This window comes from Grimontia indica (genome assembly GCF_000333895.2).
Classification (GTDB): domain Bacteria; phylum Pseudomonadota; class Gammaproteobacteria; order Enterobacterales; family Vibrionaceae; genus Enterovibrio; species Enterovibrio indicus.
Genome location: NZ_ANFM02000052.1, coordinates 33,282 through 51,692 on the forward strand (window position 1 = coordinate 33,282; position 18,411 = coordinate 51,692).

19 protein-coding genes are annotated in these 18,411 nt (G+C 50.7%); 13 read left to right on the top strand and 6 right to left on the bottom strand.

From position 1 onward, the window contains the following. Positions 1–101 precede the first annotated feature (101 nt). From D515_RS22625 to D515_RS22650, 6 genes are all read left to right on the top strand, one after another. Complete coding sequence (locus D515_RS22625; RefSeq protein WP_002542002.1) at positions 102–383, top strand: YhdT family protein; 282 nt, start codon at positions 102–104, stop codon at positions 381–383. Next, entirely contained in the window at positions 376–1,830 is a 1,455-nt protein-coding gene (gene panF, locus D515_RS22630) for a sodium/pantothenate symporter (protein ID WP_002542003.1), read from the top strand. Before D515_RS22625 ends, panF begins: the two co-directional genes overlap by 8 nt. A gap of 134 nt (positions 1,831–1,964) precedes the next feature. Beyond that, positions 1,965–2,849, top strand: a complete 885-nt coding sequence (prmA, locus tag D515_RS22635; protein WP_002542004.1) for a 50S ribosomal protein L11 methyltransferase — start codon at positions 1,965–1,967, stop codon at positions 2,847–2,849. Positions 2,850–2,996: 147 nt separating this feature from the next. After that, entirely contained in the window at positions 2,997–3,962 is a 966-nt protein-coding gene (gene dusB, locus D515_RS22640; RefSeq protein ID WP_039850576.1) for a tRNA dihydrouridine synthase DusB, read from the top strand. A 22-nt stretch (positions 3,963–3,984) separates the two neighbouring features. Further along, on the top strand, positions 3,985–4,281 hold the full coding sequence (gene fis / locus D515_RS22645; RefSeq protein ID WP_002542007.1) for a DNA-binding transcriptional regulator Fis: 297 nt from the start codon (positions 3,985–3,987) through the stop codon (positions 4,279–4,281). A 158-nt stretch (positions 4,282–4,439) separates the two neighbouring features. Then, the gene (locus D515_RS22650) at positions 4,440–5,591 is read left to right on the top strand and encodes a glycosyltransferase family 4 protein (RefSeq protein WP_002542008.1); all 1,152 of its coding nucleotides are present in this window, start codon (positions 4,440–4,442) and stop codon (positions 5,589–5,591) included. A 60-nt stretch (positions 5,592–5,651) separates the two neighbouring features. Here the strand turns inward: D515_RS22650 and ppnP are convergent, their stop codons facing one another. Then, positions 5,652–5,930, bottom strand: coding sequence for a pyrimidine/purine nucleoside phosphorylase (ppnP, locus tag D515_RS22655; protein WP_002542010.1), 279 nt, complete (start codon positions 5,928–5,930; stop codon positions 5,652–5,654). Between the two features lie 191 nt (positions 5,931–6,121). Between ppnP and tpx the strand changes: the two genes are divergently transcribed. After that, a complete protein-coding gene (gene tpx / locus D515_RS22660) occupies positions 6,122–6,622 on the top strand; it encodes a thiol peroxidase (protein ID WP_002542012.1) in 501 nt (166 codons plus the stop codon). 51 nt (positions 6,623–6,673) lie between these two features. Here the strand turns inward: tpx and zntR are convergent, their stop codons facing one another. Further along, the gene (gene zntR / locus D515_RS22665) at positions 6,674–7,087 is read right to left on the bottom strand and encodes a Zn(2+)-responsive transcriptional regulator (protein WP_039850570.1); all 414 of its coding nucleotides are present in this window, start codon (positions 7,085–7,087) and stop codon (positions 6,674–6,676) included. A 180-nt stretch (positions 7,088–7,267) separates the two neighbouring features. Here zntR and purH point away from each other — a divergent pair, with 180 nt between their 5' ends. Next, positions 7,268–8,860: a bifunctional phosphoribosylaminoimidazolecarboxamide formyltransferase/IMP cyclohydrolase gene (purH, locus tag D515_RS22670; protein ID WP_039850577.1), complete on the top strand. Its 1,593-nt coding sequence runs from the start codon at positions 7,268–7,270 to the stop codon at positions 8,858–8,860. Between the two features lie 53 nt (positions 8,861–8,913). Beyond that, a complete protein-coding gene (gene purD / locus D515_RS22675; protein ID WP_002542015.1) occupies positions 8,914–10,203 on the top strand; it encodes a phosphoribosylamine--glycine ligase in 1,290 nt (429 codons plus the stop codon). 78 nt (positions 10,204–10,281) lie between these two features. Here purD and D515_RS22680 read toward each other — a convergent pair whose 3' ends face one another. Together D515_RS22680 and hupA are read right to left on the bottom strand one after the other, a co-directional pair. After that, positions 10,282–10,962, bottom strand: a complete 681-nt coding sequence (locus tag D515_RS22680) for a DUF1481 domain-containing protein (protein ID WP_002542016.1) — start codon at positions 10,960–10,962, stop codon at positions 10,282–10,284. Positions 10,963–11,004: 42 nt separating this feature from the next. Beyond that, positions 11,005–11,277 (bottom strand): nucleoid-associated protein HU-alpha, encoded by a 273-nt coding sequence (hupA, locus tag D515_RS22685; protein WP_002542017.1) that lies wholly within the window; start codon positions 11,275–11,277, stop codon positions 11,005–11,007. A gap of 235 nt (positions 11,278–11,512) precedes the next feature. On the opposite strand from hupA, the gene D515_RS22690 reads away from it, so the two are divergent. Beyond that, a complete protein-coding gene (locus D515_RS22690) occupies positions 11,513–12,691 on the top strand; it encodes a hemolysin family protein (RefSeq protein ID WP_002542018.1) in 1,179 nt (392 codons plus the stop codon). 61 nt (positions 12,692–12,752) lie between these two features. Here the strand turns inward: D515_RS22690 and D515_RS22695 are convergent, their stop codons facing one another. Next, positions 12,753–13,340, bottom strand: coding sequence for a YjaG family protein (locus D515_RS22695; RefSeq protein WP_002542019.1), 588 nt, complete (start codon positions 13,338–13,340; stop codon positions 12,753–12,755). 93 nt (positions 13,341–13,433) lie between these two features. On the opposite strand from D515_RS22695, the gene D515_RS22700 reads away from it, so the two are divergent. Both D515_RS22700 and D515_RS22705 read left to right on the top strand, forming a co-directional pair. Further along, positions 13,434–14,339, top strand: a complete 906-nt coding sequence (locus D515_RS22700) for a D-2-hydroxyacid dehydrogenase (protein WP_002542020.1) — start codon at positions 13,434–13,436, stop codon at positions 14,337–14,339. Beyond that, entirely contained in the window at positions 14,339–14,923 is a 585-nt protein-coding gene (locus tag D515_RS22705) for a uracil-DNA glycosylase family protein (RefSeq protein ID WP_002542021.1), read from the top strand. Before D515_RS22700 ends, D515_RS22705 begins: the two co-directional genes overlap by 1 nt. 366 nt (positions 14,924–15,289) lie before the next feature. Here the strand turns inward: D515_RS22705 and hemE are convergent, their stop codons facing one another. After that, positions 15,290–16,354 carry a uroporphyrinogen decarboxylase gene (gene hemE, locus D515_RS22710; protein WP_002542022.1) on the bottom strand — a complete coding sequence of 355 codons (1,065 nt, stop codon included), beginning with the start codon at positions 16,352–16,354 and terminating at the stop codon, positions 15,290–15,292. A gap of 383 nt (positions 16,355–16,737) precedes the next feature. On the opposite strand from hemE, the gene D515_RS22715 reads away from it, so the two are divergent. Further along, positions 16,738–18,402 (top strand): pyrroloquinoline quinone-dependent dehydrogenase, encoded by a 1,665-nt coding sequence (locus tag D515_RS22715; protein ID WP_002542023.1) that lies wholly within the window; start codon positions 16,738–16,740, stop codon positions 18,400–18,402. The last annotated feature ends 9 nt before the right edge of the window (positions 18,403–18,411 follow it).

Sequence of the window (18,411 nt, forward strand, 5' to 3'; positions counted from 1 at the left end):
CGCCCAAACCCTGCACGTATAAATCTGTCACATTCTCCGTGGTTTTGTCACAATAGCCCCCTTATCAACACTCTCTTATCGCGTTAAGTAAGAAGGCTCTAATGAAGACACTTAGCAGCCGATACCGCCAGGCTCACAAGGAAGCCAAATGGGCGATTGCACTCGCACTCGCGTATTTTGCATGGTGGTACGGATTTGCCTATGGTCTGGCCCCAGAAGGAATTGAACAGACTCCCCCGACGCTCTATTTCGGTTTGCCACTTTGGTTTTTAATGGCATGCGTTATCGGCCCCCTTTTATTTACCCTGCTGTGCGCACTGATGGTGAAAATCCTCTACAAAGACATGCCACTCGACATCGAAGAGGAGGAGTCTGATGAATAGTCAGCTTCTTATCCCGATGGCGTTGTATCTGGTCGCCGTGTTTGCGCTGGCCATTTATTCGCGCAAACAAGGAGATCGCAGCGGCGGGTTCCTGAATGAATACCTGCTCGGCAGCCGAAGCATGGGCGGTTTTGTACTCGCCATGACGCTCGCGGCCACCTATGCCAGTGCAAGTTCATTTATCGGCGGCCCCGGTGCGGCATACAAAATGGGGCTCGGATGGGTGCTGCTGGCGATGATCCAGTTACCTGCAGCCTGGCTGACGCTCGGTGTGCTCGGGAAGAAATTCGCCATTGAATCTCGTCGTCACAATGCACTCACCCTAAATGACATGCTCTATGCGCGCTACAAAAACCGCGCCGTAGTGATATTTTCCTCTCTCGCGTTGTTGCTGGCCTTTTTCGGCACCATGGTGGTTCAGTTCGTTGGTGGCGCACGCTTGCTGCAGACTGTCACTGGGCTTTCCTATACCCACGGTCTGATGCTGTTTGCCTTGACGGTGGGCGTTTACACCACCATCGGCGGATTTCGCGCTGTAGTCATGACCGACACCGTGCAGGGCATCATGATGATCATCGGCACTATTGCGTTGCTGGTTGGCATCATCCACGCCGGTGGCAGTCTGGGTGAGATGATTACTGACCTTCACGCTATCGACCCTGCACTTGTAACGCCTTACGGGCCGAATAACTTCCTGTCAGAGCCGTTTATGCTGAGCTTCTGGGTATTGGTCTGTTTTGGTGTTATTGGCCTTCCCCATGCAGCGGTGCGTTGCATGTCTTACAAATCCAGTAAATCGCTGCATAAAGGCATGGTGATCAGTACAGCGATGGTAGCCCTTCTGATGCTGGGCATGCATTTGGCCGGTGCGCTGGGCCGCGCCATTGTTCCGGAAATTGCTAACCCGGATCAGATCATGCCGACCCTGATGATGACGGTTTTGCCCCCAGTCGTTGCCGGTGTGTTCCTGGCAGGCCCAATGGCGGCGATTATGTCGACCATCGACTCGCAACTCATTCAGGCATCTGCGACGCTGCTGAAGGACTTGTATCTCAACTACATCAATCCTAATGCCGCCAAAGCACCGGATGCAGAAAGCAAATTACCCAAACTCTCTTTATGGGTAACGGGTATTTTCTCGCTGCTGGTATTTGTCGCGGCCACCAACCCGCCTGACATGATCATCTGGCTGAACCTGCTCGCCTTTGGCGGTATGCAGGCCGTGTTCCTGTGGCCTTTGGTGCTTGGCCTTTACTGGAAGAAAGCCTCCGCTTCAGGTGCGTTAGCATCCATGATTACAGGCCTTGGCAGCTATGCCGCGCTTTCGACCTTTAAACCGGACATGAGCGGTGTACACGCCATTGTGCCTTCACTAGCCATCAGTCTGTTTGCCTTCCTGCTTGTTAGCAGCCTGCAATACAGGAAGGCGCACCCAGCAACCGCATAACTCCTCAGGGCAGCATTCGCTGCCCTTTTTCTTCCTTTCTTAACCCTGACAGTACTAAGGCTATGCGGTCTGACTACTTTTTATGCTAGACTCCGCGCCTTAAAATCGTCGTTAAACGAAGAAGTGAAGAAACCATGCCTTGGATTCAAATCAAACTGAACGCAACCGCAGAAACGGCTGAAGCCATTGGTGACATGCTGATGGAAGAAGCTGGTGCGTTGTCAGTCACTTTCCTTGATGCCAAAGACACCCCAGTGTTTGAACCTATGCCGGGAGAAACCCGTCTGTGGGGCGAAACTGACATCGTCGCACTGTATGACGCAGAAACCGACATGAATGCAGTAGTGGCTATCCTGAAAAACAGCCCGCTGCTGGATGAAAACTTCACGCACAAAATTGAACAGTTGGAAGACAAAGACTGGGAACGCGCCTGGATGGATAACTTCAAGCCGATGCGTTTTGGTCAGCGTCTTTGGGTTTGCCCAAGCTGGTGTGATGCACCAGAGCCAGATGCCGTCAACATCATGCTTGATCCTGGTCTGGCATTCGGTACCGGTACTCACCCAACGACAGCACTCTGCCTCGAGTGGCTGGACGGGCTGGACTTGTCTGGCAAGACAGTGATCGACTTCGGTTGCGGCTCAGGCATTTTGTCGCTGGCTGCACTCCTGCTGGGCGCAGAGAAAGTCATCGGTATCGATATCGACCCACAAGCACTGCAAGCATCTAAAGCCAATGCAGAGCGCAATGGCGTCGCAGATCGCCTTGAGCTTTACCTGCCTCAAGATCAGCCAGAAAGCCTGCAAGCAGAAGTCGTGGTTGCCAACATTCTGGCAGGTCCACTTCGTGAGCTTTCTCCAATCATCAAAAGCCTGATCGCCCCACAAGGTGTACTGGCGATGTCCGGTGTATTGGATAGTCAGGCTGAGTCTGTTGCCGACTGTTACCGCGATGAACTCAGCGTTGACGCGATTGTCGAAAAAGAGGAATGGTGCCGCATCACTGCGTGCAGAGCCTAACCCAGTGATAATTGAACAATTTTTGTACTAAAAAATTGAATTATCTGGATTTTTGAAAAATCAAGGCAAAACGCTCAAATATTGGCCTTTTCAGAGCAGGAAAAAATGCGTAAAATGCGCGCCCTTGCTGACATAGAAGGTATCCCCTTGCAAATCGGACCATACAAACTGGAAAACCAACTTATCGTGGCGCCTATGGCAGGCGTAACTGACAGACCTTTCCGCGAACTCTGTTTGCGCTACGGGGCTGGCATGGCGGTAAGTGAAATGATGTCTTCCAATCCGGCGATGTGGCACACGGCCAAATCAAGAAACCGGATGGTTCATCTCGATGAAAAGGGGATCCGTTCTGTTCAGATCGCTGGCGCTGAGCCAGCACTGATGGCAGATGCCGCACGCTTCTGTGTTGAAAACGGCGCGCAAATCGTCGACATCAACATGGGTTGCCCGGTAAAGAAGGTCAATAAGAAACTGGCTGGATCAGCATTGCTGACCCGACCGGATATCATTGAGCAAATCCTGAAAGCAGTGGTTTCTGCAGTGGACGTTCCCGTCACGCTGAAAACCCGGACAGGCTGGGATCCGGACAACAAGAATTGTGTCCAGATCGCCAAAATGGCCGAAGACTGTGGCATTCAGGCGTTGGCCCTTCACGGCCGCACACGCGCTTGCATGTATAAAGGGGAAGCTGAGTACGACAGCATCAGAGCGGTCAAAGAAGCTATCTCTATCCCGGTTATCGCCAACGGGGATATCGATTCGCCTCAGAAAGCCAAATTTGTGCTCGATTACACAGGTGCCGATGCCTTAATGATTGGCCGCCCTGCACAAGGGCGTCCTTGGATTTTCCGCGAAATCCAACATTACCTTGCCACGGGTGAAGCACTCGATGCGCCACCGATGGAAGAGGTAAAAGCAATTTTGTTGGGCCATGTTCAGGGGCTTCACCAGTTTTATGGTGAGCTAAAAGGACTGCGTATCGCGCGTAAGCACGTGAGCTGGTACCTGAAAGAACATGACCAAATTGGCGATTTTCGCCAGACTTTCAACGCAATCGAAGACGCTCACGAGCAGATCGATGCGCTGCAAGATTACTTCGAAAACGTTGCATAAATACGAGAAGAGCTGACAGAGTATGTTCGAACAAAACCTGACTTCAGAAGCATTGACAGTGACTACTGTGACTTCACAAGATCAAATCACCCAGAAGCCACTGCGTGACTCAGTAAAAGCCTCCCTGAAAAACTACCTAGCGCAGTTGAATGGCCAGGAAGTCAATGACCTGTACGAGCTGGTACTGGCAGAAGTTGAGCAACCACTGCTGGACACCATCATGCAATACACTCGCGGTAACCAAACCCGCGCAGCAACCATGATGGGTATCAACCGTGGTACTCTGCGTAAGAAACTGAAAAAGTACGGCATGAACTAAGTTCCGCTAACTTAACAGTTTTCAGTAAAAGCCAGGCTGCGAAGTCTGGCTTTTATGTTTTCTAGCCCAACGCAGAATCACACTGCCCCTCTGATGCTCCTTCGTTATATACTCCCTGCTGTATCCGGCCGCACGATAGACTTTTTCGGGAGAACACCATGGCTCAGGCTAACGCCTCAACAAACACCGCAGACAGCAAACCGGGCATTTTGCATATTTGCCTGTCAACGGGCTGGGGCGGTCTGGAAATGTACCCATCACGTATGGGCAAAGAGTTTATCGATAAAGGTTACCGAGTCTTTGGTCTTGCCTCGGAAAACTCCCGTGTAGCCAACGCGATGAAAGATGCCGGCATGGACGTTTTTACCGTGCCGAAGAAAGCTGCGCTTTTCGGTCCAACACTCTTCGGCCTCAATAAGTGGCTAAAAGCGAACAATGTGCAAATTGTGCATTGCCACAAATCTGGCGACATCCTCGTTTCTGCACTTCTAAACATACTGACCCGCCGCTACACCCTGTTTACCGAACACATGGGTGTGAAACGCCCGAAAAAAGACATCTATCACCGCTGGGTTTACCGACACGTTGATCAGGTACTGTCTATCAGTAATGAAACTTATCAACGTAATATCAAGGCACTGCCCGTAGCAGAAAGTAAAATCGAGAGACTGTGGCTTGGTACCTACATCGAGCAAAAGCAGTTTAGCGAAGACAATCGCCCTCACCTGTTAGCCGATGAATATGAGCTATCTCACGACACCACGTTTATCGGCTCCGTAGGGCGGATTTGTGATGGTAAAGGCCAGGCAGATTTGTTGGCAGGCTTTGAGCTTATCGCTGCCGATTACCCGGACGCCCATTTAGTGCTGATTGGTGGACTGAACCCTGATGAGGGTGCAGACGAAGCCTTTTCACAATTGCTGCAAGAAAAAGCGAAGGCTTCTCCTTTCTCTGACCGCGTCCATCTGGCCGGTTACTGTAAAAACGTTCCGACTCTGTTGGAAGAAATTCAAATTGTCTGTCTGCCGTATTGGAACGAGGCATTTGGTCTGACGGCCATTGAAGCTATGGCGCAACACTGTGCTTTAGTGGTATCCAACACAGGTGCGCTGCCAGAAATTCTTGAAGAGACTGGTGTGTACTGCACACCAAAGGATGCCGAATCAATCGCTGTAGGGCTCAAGCTCTATCTGGATGACGAGTCATTGCGTGCATCAAACGCTGCCAATGCCTATCAACGCGCGCTGGAACATTTCTCCATGCAGGGTCATGCAGATAAGCTAGAGCAGATTTACCTTCGCGGTCTTTGATAGATCTCAGAAACAGAAAAAGCGCCGTTTAGGCGCTTTTTGCTTATCATTTGCAGTGAATTACAAGTATTCACAAAGGTATGCGGTCGTTTGCTCTACCTTCACCTGGAAAGACGACTCACCCGGGACTTCGAAGTTATCACCTGAACCGAAGGTTTCCCACTCAATGTGGCCTGGCAGCTTCACTGTCAGTTCACCTTTCACGACATGCATACGCTCAGGTGCCGCAGTACCGAAGGTGTATTCACCGACTTCCATCACGCCCACGCTCAATGGACCTTTGTTTTCAAAGCTGATGGACTTTACGCCACCATCAAAATATTCGTTAACCTTTAACATCTGTTTCCCTACTTTCGTACTCCTGTCGAGTTTCTCCGACGCTACCATACAATTTTCACGTTCCCAAACAAATTTTCCGGGTTACCGGGTCTATTTTCACGTGGCTGAGGTAAGTTGCTTATTTCTCAGTCATACCGTGATAAATCTGGCTATGATTGGCTAAAAGGAAAATTAACTAAAAGGAGAGCAAAATGTCTCAAATCCTATTTCAGGGTCAACCAATACCGCTAAATGGCTCGCTCCCCCAAGCTGGCTCAGAAGCTCCTTCGTTTGTACTGACAGCGGGCGATTTGTCAGACCTCACTTTAGACACCTTTCGTGGTAATAAAGTGGTACTGAATATCTTCCCAAGTATCGACACTCCAACGTGCGCAAACAGCGTGCGTAAATTCAATGAAAAAGCCGCCTCACTTGGTAATACCAAGGTCGTTTGTATCTCAGCGGACTTACCTTTTGCTGCCAGTCGATTTTGTGAATTAGAAGGGTTGGAGAATGTGCAGCACGCATCAACCTTCAGAAGTCCATCTTTCATCGAGGACTATGGCTTAGCCATTGCAGAGGGGCCACTTAGAGGGCTATCAGCCCGCGCGGTTGTCGTGCTTAACGAAGGTGGTGTCGTTAAACATGTTGAGCTGGTTAATGAGCTGGCGGATGAACCTGATTATGATTCAGCGTTGGCCGCGCTAGCTTAACTATATGTAAACAGGGAAAGGAAGAGGCACCTCTTTCTTTCCCTCTCTTAGTTAGCTATCTGAGCCAAGAGCCTCCAAAATCGAACAGTGGCTGGCATCGTCGTCCACATGCCCACAGCAAGCATCATTGAGCTTTTTCAACGCAGCGCGGATCTCAGTCAGCTCAGCGATTTTCTCATCCAGTTCATCAAGTTTTTTCTGGGTAATGCCCTTCACCTCTGCACAGCTGTGTTGGGTCGCCTCTAAACGGATTTCAAGCAGTTCCTGAATCTCTTCCAACGTCAGTCCAATGCGTTTGCCTTTGATAATAAAGTGTACTCGAGACACTGCATCTTCATCATAAAGACGGTAACCACTTTCACTTCGGGATGCTGGCTGCAACAGGCCGACTTTTTCGTAAAACCGCAGCGTATCACCCGACACGCCTGCGCGTTTGGCTAACTGCCCGATTTGTAACATTTTCATAGATCCCTTCTCGCGTATTTTTGTGACAAAACCACAAAAGCAATCGATTGCGTCAATAAATTAGGTTAGAATGTGCGCCGATTCAATCAAGGCTTCGCCGTAGCGGGTATTTGGCAAAGCGGCTCTCACAGCGGCGGTTTTGCCAAATATCCTATCCCCACATTTAAAGAGATGGTAGCAATGGAAAACGCTCGTCCTATTCGTCGCGCATTGATTAGCGTATCTGATAAAACCGGCATTGTAGAATTTGCCAAAGCTCTCGCAGAAAAAGGTGTCGATATCCTGTCGACTGGCGGTACCGCTCGCCTGCTGGCAGAGCAAGGCCTGGCAGTGACTGAAGTATCTGACTATACCGGTTTTCCTGAGATGATGGATGGGCGCGTGAAAACCCTGCACCCGAAAGTACACGGTGGCATCCTTGGCCGTCGTGAAACAGACGATGCTGTGATGAACGAGCACGGCATTTCACCTATCGACATGGTTGTCGTCAACCTGTACCCATTCGCGGAAACCGTCGCCAAAGAAGGCTGTACGCTGGAAGATGCGGTTGAAAACATCGATATCGGTGGCCCAACCATGGTTCGCTCTGCGGCGAAAAACCACAAAGACGTGACCATCGTGGTGAATGCATCAGATTACGACCGCGTGCTGGCTGAGCTTGATGCCAACAACGGTTCACTGACACTGCAAACCCGTTTCGATCTGGCTATCTCTGCATTTGAACACACGGCTGCTTACGACGGCATGATCGCCAACTACTTCGGTACCATGGTGCCGTCTTACGGCGACAACAAAGAAGGCGATGAGGAGTCGAAATTCCCACGCACCTTCAACCAGCAGTTCATCAAAAAACAGGACATGCGCTACGGCGAGAACAGCCATCAGGCTGCGGCGTTCTACACCGAAGCGAATCCGGAAGAAGCGTCTGTCTCTACGGCTACCCAGCTTCAGGGTAAAGCACTGTCTTACAACAACATCGCAGATACCGATGCCGCGCTTGAGTGTGTGAAGGAGTTCATCGAGCCAGCGTGTGTGATTGTTAAGCACGCCAACCCATGTGGTGTGGCACTCGGCGAAAACATCCTTGAAGCATACGACCGTGCTTACAAGACTGACCCAACTTCCGCGTTTGGCGGCATCATCGCGTTTAACCGTGAACTGGATGCGGAAACCGCACAAGCCATCGTTGACCGTCAATTCGTAGAAGTCATCATTGCACCAAGCGTGTCAGACGCAGCGGTAGAAGTGGTTAGCGCGAAGAAGAATGTTCGCCTGCTGGTATGCGGAGAGTGGAGCACACAGACAACTGGCTTTGACGTGAAACGCGTTAACGGCGGTCTGCTGGTTCAGGATCGTGACCAAGGTATGGTCTCTCTGGATGACCTGAAAGTAGTCTCCAAGCGTCAGCCTTCTGACGAAGAACTGCGCGATGCGCTGTTCTGCTGGAAAGTCGCGAAATACGTGAAATCTAACGCGATTGTCTACGCGAAAGGTAACATGACCATCGGTGTAGGCGCAGGCCAGATGAGCCGCGTTTACTCGGCGAAAATTGCGGGCATCAAAGCCGCTGACGAGAATCTGGAAGTGGCAGGCAGCGTGATGGCGTCTGATGCATTCTTCCCATTCCGCGATGGTATCGATGCCGCTGCAGAAGCCGGCATTACCTGTGTCATCCAGCCAGGCGGTTCAATGCGTGATGACGAAGTGATTGCCGCTGCTGACGAGCACGGCATGTCAATGGTCTTCACTGGCATGCGCCACTTCCGCCACTAAGCATTTTTCACAGCCCAGAGTCACTCTGGGCTGCTTTGATTGAAGGATTCAAAATGGACGTATTGGTTATTGGCAGCGGCGGCCGTGAACACGCTCTGGCGTGGAAAGTCGCACAGTCTGCAAAAGTTGAGACCGTTTTTGTCGCACCGGGCAACGCAGGTACCGCGCTGGAGCCAAAGCTGGAAAATGTCGCCATTGGCGTCGAAGACATCGCAGCGCTGGTCGCTTTTGCTCAGGATAAAAATATCGGCCTGACCATTGTCGGCCCGGAAGCCCCACTTGTGATTGGTGTGGTTGATGCTTTCCGTGAAGCGGGCTTGCCGATCTTCGGTCCAACCGAAGCTGCCGCGCAACTGGAAGGCTCAAAAGCGTTCACCAAAGACTTCCTCGCCCGTCACCAAATCCCGACAGCGGAATACCAGAACTTTACCGAAATTGACCCAGCACTGGCGTACGTGCGCGAGAAAGGTGCACCTATTGTTGTTAAAGCAGACGGTCTGGCAGCAGGTAAAGGCGTTATCGTTGCGATGACTCTGGAAGAAGCGGAAAACGCGATTCGTGACATGCTGGCAGGCAATGCTTTTGGCGATGCAGGCAGCCGTGTGGTTATCGAGGAGTTCCTTGATGGCGAAGAAGCGAGCTTTATCGTTATGGTTGACGGTGAAAACGTTCTGCCAATGGCCACCAGCCAGGATCACAAGCGTGTCGGGAATGGCGACACGGGCCCGAACACTGGCGGTATGGGCGCGTACAGCCCAGCACCTGTAGTCACAGCTGAAATTCACGATCGCGTGATGAACGAAGTGATTTACCCAACCGTTCGCGGCATGGCGTCAGAAGGCCACCCATACACAGGTTTTCTCTATGCAGGCCTGATGGTGATGGCAGACGGCACACCGAAAGTGATTGAATACAACTGCCGCTTTGGCGACCCAGAAACCCAGCCAATCATGTTGCGTCTGCAATCTGATCTGGTTGAACTATGTGAAGCGGCGGTAGCCGGTAAGCTGGATACCGTGGAGTCCAAGTGGGACCCACGCGCATCAATCGGTGTTGTACTGGCAGCGGGCGGCTACCCTGCGTCTTACAACAAAGGCGATGTCATTTCTGGCTTGCCAACCACTGAGTTGGATGCAGCGAAAGTCTTCCATGCCGGTACCGCAGAAAAAGACGGTAATGTTGTGACTGCTGGCGGTCGCGTGCTATGTGCGACTGCGATGGGTGACACTGTTTCAGAAGCGCAAAAACGTGCTTACGAGCTGGCATCACAAATCAGTTGGGACGGTATGTTCCACCGTGATGACATTGGCTACCGTGCGATTGCACGTGAGCAGGGTGAGTAATCCCTCAAGCTAAAATGCTGTACTAAAACGTCAAAACGCGCCAATCGGCGCGTTTTTTCTTTCTGGGAGAAGCAAACTTTAGAATTCCGGTCTTTCGAAACAATCCGCACTGTCGTTATCCAGCACGATAATGGTTTCTGCCGTATTGGTGTTACGGCCGACTTTGCCGACAGCTGCGATGAAATTATCTTCTTTCTTCAGCCTGTGCAGAATGTAATCTGGAAACTCTGCACTGAACTTCAGTGTCTTTACTTCACCAGAGCCACACTCTTCAAACACCCCTTCATTCCAGTAACCTTGGAAGAAGCTTTTGTTGTTCTTTCCGAGCGCCTTAGCGGTCTCTAAGGCCTTTTCTGCTTGCTGGTAATACCTTATCAGCTCAGTGCTCCGTATTGGCAGCAACGCACCATCGAGGCGATATTGCTGATACACCGCTTGCCCTTCAGAGTCATAGCGGATCAGAATCGACTGATGCTTTCGCTCACCATCAATCAAAGCATTCCCTTCGCGCTGAATCTCACGCACGACACCTTTGCGCCAGCGGTATTCAGATGAATACTGACCATAGTCACCCATCATCACTGTTTCACTGAGGGTTTCGGGAAAGCGTTGACGTTCATCAAGCCAGAAAATACTGGTGGCGTCACCCTGCACAGAGGCAGTGACGGTTTGAACAGGAGGTTGGATTTTCTCTGTCGAGCTACAGCCCGCCAAAGTAAGAATAAGAGATGAAACGAGGAGAGACGCTTTAACGCGCATAAATATCCGCCAAAACAAAAAATTGCTTTGGCGGAGTATAACTTACTTAACTGCGTCTTTAAGCGCTTTGCCCGCAACAAACGCAGGAACGTTTGCAGCTGCAATTTGGATTTCCTGACCAGTTTGTGGGTTACGGCCAGTGCGCGCAGCACGGTGGTTAACTTTAAACGTACCGAAACCGATCAGTTGAACCTGGTCACCGTCTTTCAGTGCACCTTCGATACCCGCCAGAGTTGCTTCCAGTGCAGCTTTAGCTTGTGCTTTAGACAGGTCTGCTTTTTCAGCAATCAGGTCGATCAAGTTGGTCTTGTTCATTAGGTCTTCCCTTCTTAGGTTTTCTTGAGACAAGTGAACTCTAATTCAAAAGAAGCCTAGCTGGCAAAGGTTTGTGGCGCTACAAGTGACTGTATGCAGAGTCTTTAACCACAAACTGAGCGCATCCTCACAAAATATTGGGTATATTTTGGCGGCAACTCTTGTATTTACTGCCCTCAGACCCGATCTTTGGCGCTACTATTGGTTCTGTTTATTACATTTACGCTGGAAAAAGATGATCCTGCTATTCATGTTTGTGGCACTTTCTATTGGTGTCTCATTTATCTGTTCGGTGCTCGAAGCGGTGCTTTTGAGTATTACCCCGAGTTATCTCGCCCAAATGCGACAGCAAGGTCACCCGGCTGCCGGACGTCTGTCTTCGTTGAAAGATGATATCGACCGTCCTTTGGCTTCTATTCTGACCCTGAACACCATCGCTCACACCGTAGGTGCAGCAGCATCCGGTGCACAAGCGGCAAAAGTCTTCGGTGATGCCTGGTTAGGCGTGTTCTCCGGCGTGCTTACGCTAGCGATTCTGGTGTTGTCTGAAATCGTGCCAAAAACCATTGGTGCAACCTACTGGCGTCAACTAGCGCCGGGCGCAGCCACCGTGCTTCGTTGGATGGTATGGGCATTGACCCCTTTCGTTTGGGCTTCGGAGCAACTGACCCGTCGACTGGCGCACGGTAAAGAGCAGCCAAAGCTGCGTGATGAAATTTCTGCCATGGCGATGCTGGCGAAAGAAAGCGGCGAGTTGGAAGACGACGAGTCAACCATGCTGACTAACTTGCTGAGTCTTCGCGACGTACCGGTAACCAAACTGATGACACCGCGCCCTGTGCTGTTCCGTGTTGATGCCACCATGACCATTGAGGACTTCCTGCGTGAGCACCACGACACGCCGTTCTCCCGTCCGCTGGTTTACGCAGAGTCACGTGACAATATTCTGGGCTTTGTTCACCGTCTTGAGCTGTTCTCCGCCAGCCAGCACGGTAAAGGTCAGAAGCAACTTGGCAGCCTGATGCGCCCAATCCCAGTGGTTCATGATTCCACTATCGTGCCGAAAGCGTTTGACCGTCTGATGGCACAGCGCTCTCAACTGGCGCTGATTGTCGACGAGTACGGCGACGTTCAGGGCATCATCACGCTGGAAGATATCTTCGAGCACCTGATGGGCAAAGAAATCATGGATGAGGCAGACAAGACTTCAAACATGCAGGCATTGGCCCATGAACGCTGGGAAGACTGGAAAGAAGCCCACGGCGTGATTGAAAGCAAAGATGATGACGAAGAAGAAGCGGATAAAGCGGTGGAAGAACTAGCAGAATCCTCAGAAAAAGAAGAGGCCTCGGAAAAGAACAGCGAGGACGGGAAATCGACTTCGCTGAACGATGAAGAGAAAACCTCAAAGTAATCGTCACCAAAAGAAAACGGGCCATCAGGCCCGTTTTTTATTTCATCAGTGCCATGCTGGCTTAGAGTGATAAACCGAGGTTACTCACGCCTTCTTCACGCAGTTCATTGCGAATGCCGCGAATCATCTCAACATCACGCTCTTCTGCTTCTTTCAGTGCACGGAAGATAGCCCACTGCATGTCCCACTCGGCACACACAGATTCCATTTCTTTCTGGTTCTCGTTCGTCACTTCAACGCCGGTTTGCGCTTCTTCAAGCTGCGCCACACTTGCCACCGATTGCTGGCTGACTTTCAGCACAGATTCCAGCAGCAGGTCGCGGTCCAGCAGCGTATGGATCAGCGTCGACATCGACACACAGGCATCAATCGCTGGGTAAACCAGATAAATATCGAATTCTTCCGTGGTCGGGATCAGCTCTTCCAACTTCTCCAGTTGACGCTCAAAGTTGATTTTGGCGTTCTTAACCGTCAGCACTTCCCATACTGCATCCAAAAGCTGGCGGAATGCCTGAGGCTCCGCAAACTCTGTTTGTTGGCAAAAAGCCGCGTAGTTGGGATACATGCGCTCCACCAGCGCCGTCATAAAAGTGATATGCTGCCATGAGTCGAGTTTTTCGAGTCGCAGCTGGATCGGATTCTGTAACATGGTCTGCCGTCTACAGTGATTGCCGACGTGTAATGCCGGATAGGATTTCCGCGCAAGTGTACTTTATATACTGCAATAGCAAAAGGAACAGATTTGAACCATCTTTATCTTTGCTCAGCCCAACAAAAACGTTATCTGGCGTTATTGGAAGACGCCGCCCTACCCAATCTGCAAATCACCGAAGATATCAGCAAAGCCAATATCATCCTCGCAGACCCGCCTAAATTCGCCCCGAAGCTTGAAAAGGCAGACAACCTTCAGTGGTTACAGTCGACCTTTGCAGGTTGTGATGCCCTGCTGGCCAAACCAAAAAGTGACTATCAACTTACCAATGTGCGTGGGATTTTCGGCCCCTTGATGTCGGAGTATGTTATCGGTCAGCTTCTGACATTAACCCGCCATTTTGCCCATTACCACGATGCGCAGCTGGAAAGCAAATGGTCACCAGTGCCTTATCAGGGTCTGACCGGAAAATGCATGGTGATACTTGGAACCGGCTCGATTGGTGCGCATGTTGCCAAGACCGCACGTCATTTTGGGATGCAGGTGATGGGTGTGAGCCGCTCGGGAAAAGCCGTAGAAGGGTTCGATAACGTCATCACCAACGCCAACATGACAGACGCTTTTGCCAAGGCAGATGTGATTGTCTCAGTATTGCCTTCCACGCCGGAAACCAAAGGCCTGCTCAACCGGGATACGCTGTCTGCTTGCAAACAAGCCATTCTGTTTAACGTTGGCCGTGGGCCTGTGCTGGAAGAAGAAGGTCTCCTCGACGCTATCAAAGATGGAAATATCCAACATGCGGTGTTGGATGTATTCAGCAAAGAGCCGCTCGCACCTGAGCACCCGTTTTGGACGCATCCATCTATCACGGTCACGCCCCATGTTTCTGCCGAGAGCTTCCCGGAACAAGTGTTTGGTATTTTCGTCGACAACTACACACGCTGGCTAAATGGCGAGCCATTAAACTATCAAATGGATTTCACGCTGGGGTATTGATGACAAACACGCCTTTGGGAATCTTGTTGAAAGAGGTGCAAGAATGCCGCCACTGCGAAGCCCATTTACCATTGGGTCCGCGTCCTGTGGTGCAGGCTGAGTCTTCCGCTAGGTTGCTGATTATCGGTCAGGCACCGGGAACCCGCGTGCATGAAACCGGGATTCCGTGGAATGATCCCAGCGGTGATCGGCTGCGCGAATGGCTTCAGATGGGTAAAGAAAGATTCTATGACCCTGCTCAGGTCGCCATCATGCCGATGGGGTTTTGCTATCCGGGGCGCGGCAGTTCCGGCGACCTGCCGCCAAGACCCGAGTGCGCGCCAAAGTGGCACGCTGCGATTAAGTCCCATCTTCCCAATGTGGAATTGACCCTTTTGATTGGCGATTATGCGCAGCGCTATTATCTGGAAGGGAAGCCCAAAACCCTGACTGAAACGGTGAAAGCCAACGCTAACTGGTCACCGGACTTTATAGCGCTACCCCACCCTTCTCCCCGCAATAATCTGTGGCTGAGGAAAAATCCATGGTTCGACGCAGAGAGCCTGCCTATCTTGAGAAAACGTATTGATCAGCTTTTCTTATGACAATCAGCTTTTTTCTGAACACCAAATAATGTTAAACAACTTATGACTTTTAATTGATTGATTTTTAAATCATTAACTGGAGCGTACAGCTTTGCGAGGAATTTTCCCGGTGAACCTGTTCGATGCAATTTCGGTTAAATAACCAAAAATTTTCATCCATCAATAACTTGATCAGCATTTAACAAGTCAAACAGCTTTAACCTGTACGCCATTTTTGAAATGAAATAGCACTCCATCTAATCATTTGTTTTTAAATGAAATAAGCATCATGTACAGCTTTCTTAGGAAAATTCCCGACGAACCCTGTACAGGACGGCAGAAACGAAAAAGGCCAGCATCTGCTGGCCTTAATAAACGTGTACTGTGTTACTTGTGGTAAGGCTTGGAAAGCTCGTGTACCGCATCCACAAACACACCTGCATTTTCAGGCGGCACATCCAAGTGAATGCCGTGACCCAGGTTGAACACATGGCCAGTGCCGTTGCCGAAACCTTCCAGAATCGTCGCCACTTCCTGACGAATACGCTCTGGTGATGCGTAAAGCATGGATGGGTCCATGTTGCCTTGCAGCGCCACTTTGTCACCGATGCGGCGTTTGGCGTCAGCCATATCAATGGTCCAGTCCAGACCCACACCATCACAGCCTGTTGCCGCGATTTTCTCCAGCCACATCCCGCCGTTTTTGGTGAACAGGGTGACTGGTACGCGACGACCATCGTTTTCACGGATCAGGCCATCAACAATCTTGTGCATGTATTGCAGCGAGAAGTCGTTGTAATCACGCGGGGTCAGCACACCGCCCCAAGTATCAAAGACCATTACTGACTGTGCACCCGCTTTGATTTGCGCATTCAGGTACTCAATCACGCTGTCTGCCAGCTTATCCAGCAACAGGTGCAGGGTTTGTGGCTCGGCGTACATCATCTTTTTGATTTTGGTGAAAGCTTTTGAGCTGCCGCCTTCAACCATATAAGTCGCCAATGTCCATGGGCTGCCAGAGAAACCAATCAGCGGCACTTTACCTTCCAGACCTTTGCGGATAGTGCGAACGGCATTCATCACATATTGCAGTTCACCTTCCGGATCTGGCAGACCGATTTTTTCTACGTCAGCTTTACAGGTGATTGGGCGCTCGAATTTCGGGCCTTCGCCAGTTTCGAAGTAAAGGCCCAGACCCATCGCATCTGGAATGGTCAGAATATCGGAGAACAGAATAGCCGCGTCCAGATCGTAGCGACGCAGCGGCTGAAGGGTCACTTCACACGCCAGCTCAGCATTTTTACACAATGACATAAAGTCGCCAGCTTCCGCGCGGGTTGCCTTGTACTCAGGCAGATAGCGGCCAGCCTGACGCATCATCCATACCGGTGTGTAATCTACCGGTTCCTTCAACAGCGCACGCAAATAGCGGTCATTCTTTAGTTCTGTCATCGTCTACATCCTGCAAATTTGGTGGCGGTATTGTACCACCCTCGGAGGACAACAAAAGACACCCTTTGTGGAGGCGATCATAAATATTGTCTCTAGTGATACCGTACATTTGCCGGATCTTTAATGACATGTTAAATATTTGCACAAATAACAAAATGTCTGACAGACACTACCCATAATCGCATCTTACCCCCGCCTCCCTACGGCGGGTTTTTTTTGCCTATTACCCCCCTCCCTGTTGCGACACCTGAAGCGCGACACCTGTTGCATTCTGCTTCATCACCCTGACCAAGCAACCAATTAACCGATTGATTTAAAACAACACTCATGTTGGCACTTTACTTGCGATAGGCGAGCAAACCCATTGCAAAGGATGCAAAGTGATGACAAAAAATGCCACCTACTCATATTGGCTTGCTCTCCCCCTGCTATTCCTGCTGGCCATTTATTTTATTCCACCAGCTAACGCTGCAACATCAGACAGCGACTGGCCAAAATACCATCGACTGGATAATGGCTGGCGATACAGTCCTTTGTCAGACATCAATAAAGCCAATGTGGACAAACTCAAGGTGGCATGGATTCACCAGCCCGGGGACATTCAACATGGCTTACAGGCCACCCCTATTGTCCTTGATGGTGTCATTTATTACGTGGCAGCCAATAACAATGTCTATGCCGTGGATGGCGAAACAGGCGAAACACTGTGGCACTACCAGCCTGAACTCGACCCTATTGTGACCAGAGTGTTTTATCAAGCCGCCAGCCGCGGTGTGACGGTAGGGCATGGCATGGTTTATCTTGGCACTCTGGATGGACGTTTTATCGCCCTCAACCAGAAAACGGGTAAGCCCGTCTGGAAGCGCAAAATTACGGACCTGAAATCCTGCTACGGTTGCCTGTTTTCATCACCACCACAACTGGCGGGCGAGGTGCTGTATGGCGGAACAACAGGCGGCGACCAGCCTCAGCGGGGAAAAATTTATGCGGTCAATGCCCTTAACGGCCAACCGATTTGGGAGTTTGACACCATCAGTGATGATCCTGAAAGCTGGCCGGGCGACACAGGGAATGTCGGAGGCGGCGGAGCGTGGATGCCGGGTGTGTACGACGAGAAAACCGACCTCATCCATATTGGAACCTCCAACGCTGCCCCGGATTTTTTTGGTGAAGTGCGCAAAGGTGACAACAAATACACTGCGTCCTTACTGGCGATTGAAGCCAAGACCGGGAAGTTGAAATGGTTCTTTCAGGAGGTTCCTCACGATGTCTGGGACTATGACTCGGCGTATGAAATTGTCACCATTGAACACGAAAACCGGGATGTCATTTTCCATCTCAACAAAGGAGGATTCGTTTACGTTCTGGATAAAAAGACTGGCAAGCCTGTTAATATCTGGCCCCTTTCACAAACCTACAACTGGGTCGAATCAGTCAATCCAAAAACCGGAGAGTTGATAGGTCGCAACGAGCCTAAACTGGGTGAAGAAAAAGTTCTCTGCCCTTACCTTCTCGGTGCGCGCAGTTGGAACCACGGTGCCTATAGTCCGAAAACTGGGCTCTTGTATACCAATGCAATGGAAGTCTGTAACAAGATCATCGCCGCAGAGCAAAATCCCGAGAAAATTGGCATATCAGGTCTCTATCTAGGTGTTTCCCTGTTGGAAGCCGTAGCCCCACCGAATCAAAAAGCCAGTGCCCGACTCGATGCCCGCGACCCCATCACGGGTGAAGTCCGTTGGAGTGTTAATTATCCCATTCCTGGTTTAGGCAGTGTTTTAGCCACTGCAGGCGGGTTGGTTTTTAACGGAGATGTGTTTGGCAAAGTGTTCGCTTATGACGCTACTAACGGTGATGAATTGTGGTCTTTCAACACAGGGTCTGGTATTCGCTCAGGGATAATCAGTTACGGAAAAAATGGAAAACAATATCTACTCGTGCCAAGTGGCTTTGGCTCCCACGCCCCAGGCTTTATGGCAAGTGCGTTTCCTGAAGTCTCCGGCCTGCCCGGCGGGGCGGCGCTTATCGCATTCAGCATCGACAAATAAGGAGAATTT

Coding starts and splice junctions, on each gene's coding strand:
- ppnP (WP_002542010.1), bottom strand. CDS start 5,930: ATGTTAAAGGTTAACGAATATTTTGATGGTGGCGTAAAGTCCATCAGC.
- hemE (WP_002542022.1), bottom strand. CDS start 16,354: ATGACAGAACTAAAGAATGACCGCTATTTGCGTGCGCTGTTGAAGGAA.
- zntR (WP_039850570.1), bottom strand. CDS start 7,087: ATGAAAATGTTACAAATCGGGCAGTTAGCCAAACGCGCAGGCGTGTCG.
- hupA (WP_002542017.1), bottom strand. CDS start 11,277: ATGAACAAGACCAACTTGATCGACCTGATTGCTGAAAAAGCAGACCTG.
- purD (WP_002542015.1), top strand. CDS start 8,914: ATGGACGTATTGGTTATTGGCAGCGGCGGCCGTGAACACGCTCTGGCG.
- D515_RS22625 (WP_002542002.1), top strand. CDS start 102: ATGAAGACACTTAGCAGCCGATACCGCCAGGCTCACAAGGAAGCCAAA.
- D515_RS22695 (WP_002542019.1), bottom strand. CDS start 13,340: ATGTTACAGAATCCGATCCAGCTGCGACTCGAAAAACTCGACTCATGG.
- tpx (WP_002542012.1), top strand. CDS start 6,122: ATGTCTCAAATCCTATTTCAGGGTCAACCAATACCGCTAAATGGCTCG.
- panF (WP_002542003.1), top strand. CDS start 376: ATGAATAGTCAGCTTCTTATCCCGATGGCGTTGTATCTGGTCGCCGTG.
- D515_RS22650 (WP_002542008.1), top strand. CDS start 4,440: ATGGCTCAGGCTAACGCCTCAACAAACACCGCAGACAGCAAACCGGGC.
- D515_RS22690 (WP_002542018.1), top strand. CDS start 11,513: ATGATCCTGCTATTCATGTTTGTGGCACTTTCTATTGGTGTCTCATTT.
- fis (WP_002542007.1), top strand. CDS start 3,985: ATGTTCGAACAAAACCTGACTTCAGAAGCATTGACAGTGACTACTGTG.
- purH (WP_039850577.1), top strand. CDS start 7,268: ATGGAAAACGCTCGTCCTATTCGTCGCGCATTGATTAGCGTATCTGAT.
- D515_RS22715 (WP_002542023.1), top strand. CDS start 16,738: ATGACAAAAAATGCCACCTACTCATATTGGCTTGCTCTCCCCCTGCTA.
- D515_RS22705 (WP_002542021.1), top strand. CDS start 14,339: ATGACAAACACGCCTTTGGGAATCTTGTTGAAAGAGGTGCAAGAATGC.
- prmA (WP_002542004.1), top strand. CDS start 1,965: ATGCCTTGGATTCAAATCAAACTGAACGCAACCGCAGAAACGGCTGAA.
- D515_RS22680 (WP_002542016.1), bottom strand. CDS start 10,962: ATGCGCGTTAAAGCGTCTCTCCTCGTTTCATCTCTTATTCTTACTTTG.